This window comes from Arcicella gelida (assembly GCF_034931025.1).
In the GTDB taxonomy this organism is placed as follows: domain Bacteria; phylum Bacteroidota; class Bacteroidia; order Cytophagales; family Spirosomataceae; genus Arcicella; species Arcicella gelida.
This window is the reverse complement of sequence record NZ_JAYGIL010000043.1, coordinates 34,631-44,606: the sequence shown is the minus strand read 5'-3', so window position 1 is coordinate 44,606 and position 9,976 is coordinate 34,631. Positions and strand designations below refer to the sequence as shown.

The following is a 9,976-nucleotide window of genomic DNA, read 5'->3' as shown; positions in this document are numbered from 1 at the left end:
TCAAATAAAATTGTATTTTTTTAATAAATCACCGTAAGTGAAATGAAAAATCCACCCAGAATATGAGTGGATTTTATTCTAAATCAATATCGAAAAACAATTTTCAAGGGAAGCCTAAATAACGCACCAATTATCAAAATCATTTTTCATTAAAAGTTAGTTTGTGCGTCTTTTTTGAAACGCCACCTTATTAATTCATACTCCTTCCAAAGCCAACGGTTTCTCTAAACAATTGTGGTGAAACGTCTGCATTATTTTTAAAAAATCGACTGAAATAATATTCATCATCATAGCCTAATTCAAAGGCTATTTCCTTCACGGTTTTATTGGTTAAGTACAATTCTCTTTTGGCCTCAATTACAATTCTTTCGGCAATTAAATCCGTTAAAGTTTTATTGAAATAGGTTTTAGTGATTTTGGCTAAAGCTTTTGCAGAAATGTTTAAGTCTTCGGCGTAATCACTTGGAGAATGTTTTACTTTGAAATTACTTTCAATAGAATCTTTGAGATTTTGCAGAATAAAAGGTTCTTTTAGTTCTGATAAAGTTGTTTTATAATTTGCTGTCTGTTCGTTTTTTAGTCGTGAAGCTTTTATCAAAAATATCTTCAAATACGAAACCAATAATTCATTTTGAGCTAAGGCTGGATTTTGCATTTCGCTTTGCATTTGTTCATATAACATTTCGAAAGCCAAGGAAGAGGTTTCATCAATCAAAGTAAAAGGAGGCTGATAGATATTGTTGAACAAAACGCCATTGCAAGCGACTTCGCTATGATGTTTATGAATACAAAAAAAATCTGGGTGAAATTGAATAGCAACTCCACTAATATTTTCAGTGCAAAGCATAAAAGGCTGATAAAGCGAGAAGGCAAACAACGTATTTCCTGAAAAATCATACTCCGAAAAGTCAGATTTTAGTTTTCCACTACCTTCTTTCACCCAAATCAATGAGTAATAATTATGGCGTTGTAAATGGTCGAAATGGCGATTATCTTCAAACGAAAAAATCTTAAAAGCGAGGTTTCCTGTGTGTGGATTGACTAGCGTAAAAACAGATTGCGTTGACATATTCAAAATAATGTGTTGTATTAAATCAATTTACGTTCAGATGCTGAAATGGTTAAATCATTGATGCTGGCAAAGCGTTTTTGCATTAACCCATTTTCATCAAATTCCCAAAGTTCATTGCCATAACTTCTAAACCATTGTCCTGAATGGTCGTGCCATTCGTATTCAAAACGTACAGCCATTCTATTTTCACGAAAGCCCCATAATTCTTTTTTGAGTTTATAGTCTAATTCTTTTTCCCATTTGCGAGTCAGAAAAGCTTTTACTTCTTCACGACCATTAATAAAGTCAGTTCTGTTTCTCCATTCTGTATCAATAGTGTAAGCTAAAGAAACTTTTTCTGGGTCTTTCGTATTCCAAGCATCTTCGGCAGCTTGTACTTTTTGCAAAGCAGTTTCCATCGTAAACGGTGGAAGCGGGTATCTTTTATTATCCATTGTTTTGTCTTAAAAATAAAGGTAGTTGCTTTTGGGAACAACTACCTTTATTCATTTATTAAATTAAACCGTTTCAAGTTGATGTGCATTAACTACTGGAAAATCAATTTCAGTTTGTGCAGTATTATTGAAGTAATTTGTAAGAATGTTCAATGCTACATGACCAACTACTTCTCCAATTTCGCCTTCTGTAAGTCCAGCTTCTTTGGCAGCTTCTACCTCAGAATCAGTCAATAAGCCCTTTTTACTTACTAAGGCTTTTGCCAATTTCAAGACGCCATCTGTTTTTACATCAGAAGCATTTCCTAATCTTGCAGCTTCTATTACTTCAGGTTTAATTTTTACCAAGTTTGCTCCAATGTATGTATGTGCCGACAAACAGTAATCACAAGCATTACTTTCTGATACTGCTAAAGCAATTAATTCACCTGTTTTTGCTCCCAAAGTACCACCCGCTAATGCTCCGCTTAGATGCAAATAGCTTTCTAAAAAAGCTGGAGAATTTGCCATTGTTCTCATCATATTAGGAACAACTCCCAATTTACCTTGAATGGCATTAAAAAGTTCTTTTGTTTTACCTGTGGCTACTTCTGGATTAATTGCTGTTAAACGTGCCATGTTGTTTATTAAGTTTAAATGTTTTGTCCTTATTGACAATACAAAGTTGCAAGAACTTAAAGGCTTAAAACATGGAGAAACTACGCAACATGATGGACGATTTTCCCTGCCGAAATTTAATAAAACTTAGGCAAAGGATTTAGTTTTAAATTTTGTCTTTGATGCCAATATGGGTAAATAGTTGGTATTTCGCTGGCTTGGTCTAATTTTTTGATTTGTTCTGTACTAAGATTCCAGCCAACTGCTTCAAGGTTCTGGCGAAGTTGAGCTTCATTTCTTGCACCGATGATGATACTCGAAACCGTTGGTCTTTGTAAAACCCAATTAATCGCTACTTGTGCTACTGTTTTGCCTGTTTCTTCGGCTACTTCATATAAAGCATCAATAGTATTATAAAATACTTCTTCATTAATAACTGCTTCTGGAATCGGACTTCCGCCTTGTGCCACACGACTATCTTGTGGAAGTGGCTGATTTCTACGATACTTTCCACCTAATCTTCCAGCCGCCAATGGCGACCACACGATTGCTCCTACTTTTTGGTCTAAACCTAAAGGCATTAATTCCCATTCGTATTCACGATTTGCTAAAGAGTAATATACTTGATGTCCTACATATTTATTCCAACCATATTTATCGGCAATTGCTTGCGATTTCATTAAATGCCAACCCGAAAAGTTGGAAGCAGCAATGTATCTGATTTTGCCACTTTGAATTAAATCATCTAAAGCACGTAAAGTTTCTTCAACAGGCGTATTGCCATCAAAACCGTGCATGTGATAAAGGTCGATATAATCAGTATTAAGGCGTTTTAAACTACCTTCCACTTGTTTGATTAACCTAAAACGAGAAGAACCTTGATTGTTCGGCCCATCGCCAAAAGTAAAAGTAGCTTTGGTAGAGATTAAAGATTTATCTCTTTTACCAGCCAAAGCTTTGCCCAGAATTTCTTCTGAAAGTCCTTGAGAATAAACATCGGCAGTGTCGAAGAAATTTAAACCTGCCTCCAAACAAATATCTACTAAACGAGTTGCTTCTTCCACTTGAGTACTTCCCCAAGCTTTGAAGAAATCATTTCCACCGCCAAAAGTAGCAGTACCAAAACTTAGCACAGGCACTTCCAAGCCCGATGCACCTAATTGTCTGTATTCCATTTTAAATTGGTTTAATTTTTATGTGTCAACAAGTAAATTACTTGATGATAAAATACAAAAAAGAGAAAATGGGTTCGTTTTTTATAAAAGAATTAGCCTGTAGAAAAGGGTAGAAATCAGCTTGTTTTTGAAGTATTTTAAATCAAAACAGCTTCCCGAAAAATTCAGGAAGCTGTCGTTTTCACCTAACCACTAATATTTATTGTTTTTAAATAATAATTTTCAAAAGATGATTGTTCAATTATCTTTTTGAGTATCTTCTTATTGTATCTTGAAACTCTGCCTTTCTTCTTCGGGCAATGTCTATTTTTTGTTCGTTAATCATAATTACACTTAGTTCTTCTACAGTATTAAAGGCTTTCAAGTATCTTAAATTAATGAGTACTGATCTGCTAATTCTTAAGAAATCGTAAGGCTCAAAGAGTTCACAAAATTGTTTTAATGTTTTTGAGAACAAATGTTTCTCTCCGTTTTTGTAGTGAACATAAGTATAATTGCCTTCACCTTTGCACATTAAGATTTCCTCAATGTAAATTTCTGTTTTTCCTCTTTCTAAATAAATAATTGTGTTTTTTTCTCTATTAAAACGCTTAGGAGAATATAAAAAATTGGTTTGTATTGGTAAGTTCATAGTTGTTTGGTTTGCAAAAATCACCTTGATGAATAGTATTGCATAGTACAAAACAAATGCCTTTGTTATCAATATTTTAGCGTATAAATACTCTATGGGTAAATTAGCGTATTTGTACGTTATGATGAAACTAGCTTTTGGTACTACAAATTGTTAGTCGCAAAAGCATTTGAAAATGGTAACAAAAATTTAGAAAAACTTTTAGGGTTTGAAGAACACACGAATAATTCTTAATTTTGTAGCAAAACAAGATTTGTGATTTTCTTGCAAATCATATTACAACGACTATGCTTTCAGAACAAGAAGTACTTCGCCGACAAAAGCGAGAAGAATTGATGAAGTTGGGAATTGACCCTTATCCAGCTGAACTATACGAAATCAATGTAACTACTGAAGATATTCAGCAGCATTACGAAAACAATAAGATTGATTATAAAAACATCTCGATTGCTGGTAGATTAATGTCTTTCCGTATTATGGGAAGTGCATCATTTGCTGAATTGCAAGATGCTACTGGTCGTATTCAATTATATTTTCGTAGAGATGACCTTTGCCCTGGCGAAGACAAAACACTTTATAATACTGTATTCAAAAAGCTATTGGATATCGGTGACATTATTGGTGTAAAAGGTTATGTTTTCACTACTCAAACGGGTGAAATTTCTATTCACGTTACTGAATTCAAGATTCTTAATAAATCTTTGCGTCCGTTACCAGTGGTAAAACGTGATGAAGATGGTAATGTATTTGATGGTTTAACAGATCCTGAAACTCGTTACCGTCAGCGTTATGTTGACTTAATTGTTAATCCAGACGTAAAAAAAATATTTTTGAAGCGTTCAAGAATTGTAACGACGATGCGTTCAATTTTTGATGAAAGAGGTTGGTTAGAAGTAGAAACGCCAATTCTTCAACCTATTCACGGTGGAGCTTCTGCTCGTCCATTCAAAACACATCATAATACATTGGATATGCCTTTGTACATGCGTATTGCCAATGAATTGTATTTGAAACGACTTATTGTAGGAGGTTTTGATGGCGTTTATGAATTCGGTAAAATGTTCCGTAATGAAGGAATGGACAGAACTCATAATCCAGAATTTACTTCGTTAGAGTTCTATGTAGCTTATAAAGACTACAATTGGATGATGGGAATTACGGAAGAAATTTTCGAAAAAGTTGCTTTGGCTACTAATGGACAAACAAAAGTAAAGGTTGGTGAAAACGAAATTGAATTTGCTGGACCATTTACTCGTTTGACGATTGCAGGAGCAATTGAAAAATATACTGGTGTTAATGTGGAAGGCATGGACGAAGTTACACTTCGTGAGCATTGCAAATCGTGGGGAATTGAAGTGGATGCTACAATGGGAACTGGTAAATTAATTGACGAAATTTTTGGTGAGAAAGTAGAAGGCAATTTGATTCAACCGACTTTCATTATTGACTATCCAGTTGAAATGTCGCCATTGACTAAAAAGCATCGTAGTAAACCTGGTTTGGTAGAGCGTTTTGAATTATTTGTAAATGGTAAAGAAATTGCCAATGCTTATTCAGAATTAAATGACCCAATCGACCAACGTGAACGTTTTGAAGAGCAACTCAAATTAGCGGAAAGAGGCGACGATGAAGCGATGGCGATGGATGAAGATTTTCTTCGTTCTTTAGAATACGGTATGCCACCAACAGCTGGTATCGGTATTGGTATCGACCGCTTGACGATGTTGATGACTAACCAAACAACGATTCAAGAAGTATTGTTCTTCCCTCAGATGCGTCCAGAGAAGAAAGCAGAACTTTCTACGAATGAAGAATATGAAGCAATTGGTGTACCAACAGAATGGATTCCAGTACTTCAAAAAATGGGCTTTATGACGATTACTGCTTTGAAAGAAGCCAACCCGAATAAAGTATTTAATGATTTGGGCGGAATGCGTAAAAAACTAAAATTAGATATTGCAATCCCTGCCAAGGGCGACGTTCTTAAATGGTTTGAGTAAACAAAAACGGCTACTTCAATTGAGGTAGCCGTTTTTGTTTACTCACATTTTTATTGTGATTCTAGTTAATCCTTAATGACAATTTTATTATCTTAATTTTTACGATTCGGCTATTTTGTCATGTAAATATTTTTTTAAATACGTAATAGCAGACAAAATGGCGTAATTTATTGGCTGGTATAAGATTTGAAATAAAAGGGATGTCCATCAATTTAAAATGGATAATTCATATTAAACATCAAATCAAAAAACATTTAAACATAATAAAGCCATGAAACTTGTAAGATTCAATAACCCAGCATTCCAATTTTTCAATGAAGATTTCAATAACGTTTTAAAAAATCTAGACACTATGTATCCTTCAAAACAAAATCATCAATTAGCTTTCAATAATATTCCAGCAGTGAATGTAAAAGAAGTAGAAGGCTCTTTTCAGATTGAAGTAGCTGCACCTGGTTTGAAAAAAGAGGATTTCAAATTAAGTCTTCACGAAAACCGCTTGAGTATTTCAACCAAAAAAGAAGAATCAAGTGAAGAAAAAACAGAAAAATATACTCGTCAAGAATTTAATTATTCTTCTTTCCAAAGAACATTCAATTTGCCGAAATCAGTAGATGGCGAAAAAATTGAAGCAACTTATAATGATGGTATTTTGAATATCAATTTACCTAAAAAAGAAGAAATCAAGCCAGCAATAAAAGAAATTGCAGTAGCTTAATTTAGGAATGAGCTAACAGTTATGAGTCATGAGTTTGAAAATTTTTGATATTTTAAAGCTCATGGCTCATAGCTGTTAGCTTAAGGCTTAAAACTCATCGCTATTTTTCTTAAAATTTGTTAAAAAGCCCTAAAGCGATGCACCTTAAAAAAAGTTTTTGCGTTAAATTAGCAGATGTGAATGAAAGACCGAAAGATTTATTCAATCTTTAACTGTTTTGTAAAATTTAACAAAATATCACAACCATGGAAATTAAAAATAATGTTAAAAACCTAGCTATAGCCGGAGTATTGAGTAGTGCTACTACGCTTGGAGCCTATAAGCTTTTTTTAGAAAAATCATCATCAGATTCTCTATTTACTAATACGCCTTCAGCTTTTACTAGAATGGTTTCGAATGCTGGAGCTTTACCAGCGGGAGCACCGGGGGAATTTACTTTTGCTGCCGAAAAGGCAACACCAGCTGTAGTGCATATTAAAACAAAAATGACTCGTAATGTGAGCCGCCAAATGATGGATCCATTTGAAGATTTCTTCGGGGGGTTTGGAGGAGGTGGTCGTCGTCAACAACAAGAACCACAAGAAGCCTCAGGTTCAGGAGTAATTATTAGTTCAGATGGCTACATTGTTACGAACAACCACGTAGTACAAGATGCAGATGAAGTATCAGTAATTTTGAACGATAAGCGTGAATTAAAAGCAAAAGTTATCAGTACTGACCCTGCTACTGATATTGCGGTGATTCAAGTGAAAAGTAATAATTTGCCATTCTTAACTTTCGGTGATTCGGATGGTATTAGAGTAGGAGAGTGGGTTTTGGCTGTTGGTAATCCATTCAATTTAGAATCGACTGTTACGGCTGGTATCGTTTCAGCGAAAGGACGCCAAAATATTATTGACCGTGACAAAGATGTAAATCCATTAGAATCATTTATTCAAACGGATGCTGCTGTAAATCCGGGTAATTCTGGTGGTGCTTTAGTAAACTTGAAAGGTGAATTAATTGGTATTAATACTGCAATTTATAGTCGTACAGGTCAATTTGCAGGTTATTCATTTGCTGTTCCTGTAAGTATCGTTAAAAAAGTAGCAGCAGATTTAATTAAATACGGAAATGTTCAACGTGGATATTTAGGAATCAATATTGCAGAAGTAAATGCCAAATTGGTTGAGGAAAAAGATTTGAAAGTAAGCGACGGTGTTTATGTAGGAGGTTTTCCTACGACTGGTGGAAGTTCTGCTCAATCAGCAGGTTTGAAAGTAAATGACGTAATTGTAAAAATCGACGGTATCGAAACGAAATCAATGTCAAAATTGATGGAGTTGGTTGGTCGCAAGCGTCCAGGTGAAACCGTAGTTGTTACGGTAAATCGTGATGGTTCTTTGAAAGATTTCAATGTAGTATTGAAAAACAAAGATGGAAATACAAACATTGTAAAAGGAGAAGTGGCAGGAAATGCTGTAAAAAGTGATTTTCTTGGAGCGAAACTTTCTAATTTAACAGATGGAGAAAAATCTAAATTTAAAGTAAGTGGTGGTGCTAAAATCACAGAAATTGATCCTGAAGGACGTTTAGGTTACCAAGGATTCGACAAAGGTTTTGTAATCACAAAAATTGATGATAAAGCGATTACTGATGCTAAAGAAGTGGCTGACGTATTGGCTAACCGTAAAGGAAGAGTTAAAATCGAAGGAATAGATGTGGACGGTACTCGTGTAATTATGGTACTTTAGTCATTCTAATATTTCATTAAAAAACCTGTGAGGCTAAGCTTTACAGGTTTTTTAATGCTCCATTTTTTTAATTGCATTTGAAAGTTCTTTTGCCCAAAGTGGATAAGCTACTTGTTTTAAATGAATGCCATCTAAGGAATACTGGTTTTTTAATGATTCTTTTTCAGATAGAACTTGATTGGCATCTATATAAACCACTTGGTTTTGTTGACAAAAACTTGCCAGTTGTTGGTTCAAAATCGTTATTTGATGATTAATTTCAGGCAAATTGGTATAAATAACGGCATTAACAATGGGCTTAATTTGTTGTTTTTGAAGGATATGAATCATCTTAATATAATTTTCAAAAACTCTTTGTTCGGGAACGCCAGCTAATAAATCATTTACTCCGCCTTCAATCACACATATTTTAGGTTTTATTTTTGGACTCAATACTTCTATGTTTTTTAGAATATATAAAGTAATTGCCCCACCATAAGCCAAATTCGTAATATCGTTCCTTTCTAAAAGTAAAGCCCAATTTTCTTGTGCTAATAAAGAATCACCCACTAATAAAATGTTGTTTGATTCAGGCGGGAATAAATATTTATGCAGTTTTTCTTTGAATTTAAAAGCTAAAGTTCCACCTGTTAGGATAAGTATTACATTTAAGATTAAAGAAAAAGTAAGTAACTTTTTTTGCATTATAAAAGGTTGTTAATTTCAAAAGAATCAGCATCTAAATAAGCAGGAAACTGTTCCCTGAATTCTGCTAAACTCTTTTTGTTGAGTACTTGTGTTTCAATAATTTCGCTATCTGCTTGGTAGAAAAGATGATTTCCTTTAAAATCAATCATGGTAGAATTTCCTGAATAAACTAAATCCATTCCATCTTTTCCCACTCTATTTACTCCAATTACAAAGCTTTGATTTTCAATGGCTCGTGCTTGTAACAGCGTATCCCAAACTTTTGATCGCACCGCTGGCCAATTGGCTACATAAATCAATAAATCGTAAGCTTGATTTACATTTCTTGACCAAACTGGGAAGCGTAAATCATAACAAATGAGTGGGCAAATTTTCCAACCTTTCAATTCTACAATTAATTTTTGCGTACCACTAGTAAAGTAATGATGTTCGCCCCCCATTCTAAATAAATGTCGTTTGTCGTATTGTTCAAAACTTCCATCTGGTCGCATCCAAATTAAACGGTTAAAATACTTTTCACCTTCTTTGGCAATAAAACTTCCAGTGACAACTGCATTTGTTTGTGCAGCTTGTTGTTTCATCCATTTTTGTACGAAAAAATTCATGGGTTCACCTACTTGTTCAACATTCATTGTAAAACCAGAATTAAACATTTCAGGTAATACAATCAAGTCGGTTGGTGTAGAAATCATCGCAATTTTTTCTTCCAACATTGCCAAATTAGCAGTTGAATTTTCCCAATATAAATCAGTTTGGATGAGTGTTATGGAAAGGTCTTGCATACAATTAGAATTGTTTAAGAAAGGGAAATAAGGAAAGCTATTTTTCAAAAATACTCATTTTATGTGGCTCAATCAAGTTTTGATTTCGTAGAATATGTTTGATTTAAAAGGAAACTGGAAACTTAACTAACAAAACAAGATACATCC

General features: G+C 34.0%; 10 protein-coding genes. 3 read left to right on the top strand and 7 right to left on the bottom strand.

Annotated elements, in window-relative coordinates; genetic code table 11:
* Nucleotides 1-190: 190 nt before the first annotated feature.
* From VB776_RS22770 to VB776_RS22750, 5 genes are all read right to left on the bottom strand, one after another.
* Nucleotides 191-1,069 carry a helix-turn-helix domain-containing protein gene (locus tag VB776_RS22770; protein ID WP_323699173.1) on the bottom strand — a complete coding sequence of 293 codons (879 nt, stop codon included), beginning with the start codon at nt 1,067-1,069 and terminating at the stop codon, nt 191-193.
* Between the two features lie 20 nt (nt 1,070-1,089).
* Nucleotides 1,090-1,506, bottom strand: coding sequence for a nuclear transport factor 2 family protein (locus tag VB776_RS22765; RefSeq protein ID WP_323699172.1), 417 nt, complete (start codon nt 1,504-1,506; stop codon nt 1,090-1,092).
* Between the two features lie 63 nt (nt 1,507-1,569).
* Nucleotides 1,570-2,124, bottom strand: a complete 555-nt coding sequence (locus VB776_RS22760; RefSeq protein WP_323699171.1) for a carboxymuconolactone decarboxylase family protein — start codon at nt 2,122-2,124, stop codon at nt 1,570-1,572.
* A 116-nt stretch (nt 2,125-2,240) separates the two neighbouring features.
* Nucleotides 2,241-3,278, bottom strand: coding sequence for an aldo/keto reductase (locus tag VB776_RS22755; RefSeq protein WP_323699170.1), 1,038 nt, complete (start codon nt 3,276-3,278; stop codon nt 2,241-2,243).
* Nucleotides 3,279-3,519: 241 nt separating this feature from the next.
* The gene (locus VB776_RS22750; protein ID WP_323699169.1) at nt 3,520-3,909 is read right to left on the bottom strand and encodes a LytR/AlgR family response regulator transcription factor; all 390 of its coding nucleotides are present in this window, start codon (nt 3,907-3,909) and stop codon (nt 3,520-3,522) included.
* Nucleotides 3,910-4,196: 287 nt separating this feature from the next.
* Here VB776_RS22750 and lysS point away from each other — a divergent pair, with 287 nt between their 5' ends.
* From lysS to VB776_RS22735, 3 genes are all read left to right on the top strand, one after another.
* Entirely contained in the window at nt 4,197-5,909 is a 1,713-nt protein-coding gene (gene lysS / locus VB776_RS22745) for a lysine--tRNA ligase (protein WP_323699168.1), read from the top strand.
* 271 nt (nt 5,910-6,180) lie between these two features.
* Complete coding sequence (locus tag VB776_RS22740; RefSeq protein ID WP_323699167.1) at nt 6,181-6,627, top strand: Hsp20/alpha crystallin family protein; 447 nt, start codon at nt 6,181-6,183, stop codon at nt 6,625-6,627.
* A 245-nt stretch (nt 6,628-6,872) separates the two neighbouring features.
* Nucleotides 6,873-8,360 carry a Do family serine endopeptidase gene (locus VB776_RS22735; protein ID WP_323699166.1) on the top strand — a complete coding sequence of 496 codons (1,488 nt, stop codon included), beginning with the start codon at nt 6,873-6,875 and terminating at the stop codon, nt 8,358-8,360.
* A gap of 51 nt (nt 8,361-8,411) precedes the next feature.
* Here VB776_RS22735 and VB776_RS22730 read toward each other — a convergent pair whose 3' ends face one another.
* Together VB776_RS22730 and VB776_RS22725 are read right to left on the bottom strand one after the other, a co-directional pair.
* Nucleotides 8,412-9,044: a GDSL-type esterase/lipase family protein gene (locus tag VB776_RS22730; RefSeq protein WP_323699165.1), complete on the bottom strand. Its 633-nt coding sequence runs from the start codon at nt 9,042-9,044 to the stop codon at nt 8,412-8,414.
* The gene (locus VB776_RS22725) at nt 9,044-9,829 is read right to left on the bottom strand and encodes an amidohydrolase (protein WP_323699164.1); all 786 of its coding nucleotides are present in this window, start codon (nt 9,827-9,829) and stop codon (nt 9,044-9,046) included. Before VB776_RS22725 ends, VB776_RS22730 begins: the two co-directional genes overlap by 1 nt.
* Nucleotides 9,830-9,976: the final 147 nt, after the last annotated feature.

Excerpts from the sequence above, each read along its gene's own strand:
- VB776_RS22770 (WP_323699173.1), bottom strand. The coding sequence starts at position 1,069 with ATGTCAACGCAATCTGTTTTTACGCTAGTCAATCCACACACAGGAAAC.
- VB776_RS22765 (WP_323699172.1), bottom strand. The coding sequence starts at position 1,506 with ATGGATAATAAAAGATACCCGCTTCCACCGTTTACGATGGAAACTGCT.
- VB776_RS22760 (WP_323699171.1), bottom strand. The coding sequence starts at position 2,124 with ATGGCACGTTTAACAGCAATTAATCCAGAAGTAGCCACAGGTAAAACA.
- VB776_RS22755 (WP_323699170.1), bottom strand. The coding sequence starts at position 3,278 with ATGGAATACAGACAATTAGGTGCATCGGGCTTGGAAGTGCCTGTGCTA.
- VB776_RS22750 (WP_323699169.1), bottom strand. The coding sequence starts at position 3,909 with ATGAACTTACCAATACAAACCAATTTTTTATATTCTCCTAAGCGTTTT.
- lysS (WP_323699168.1), top strand. The coding sequence starts at position 4,197 with ATGCTTTCAGAACAAGAAGTACTTCGCCGACAAAAGCGAGAAGAATTG.
- VB776_RS22740 (WP_323699167.1), top strand. The coding sequence starts at position 6,181 with ATGAAACTTGTAAGATTCAATAACCCAGCATTCCAATTTTTCAATGAA.
- VB776_RS22735 (WP_323699166.1), top strand. The coding sequence starts at position 6,873 with ATGGAAATTAAAAATAATGTTAAAAACCTAGCTATAGCCGGAGTATTG.
- VB776_RS22730 (WP_323699165.1), bottom strand. The coding sequence starts at position 9,044 with ATGCAAAAAAAGTTACTTACTTTTTCTTTAATCTTAAATGTAATACTT.
- VB776_RS22725 (WP_323699164.1), bottom strand. The coding sequence starts at position 9,829 with ATGCAAGACCTTTCCATAACACTCATCCAAACTGATTTATATTGGGAA.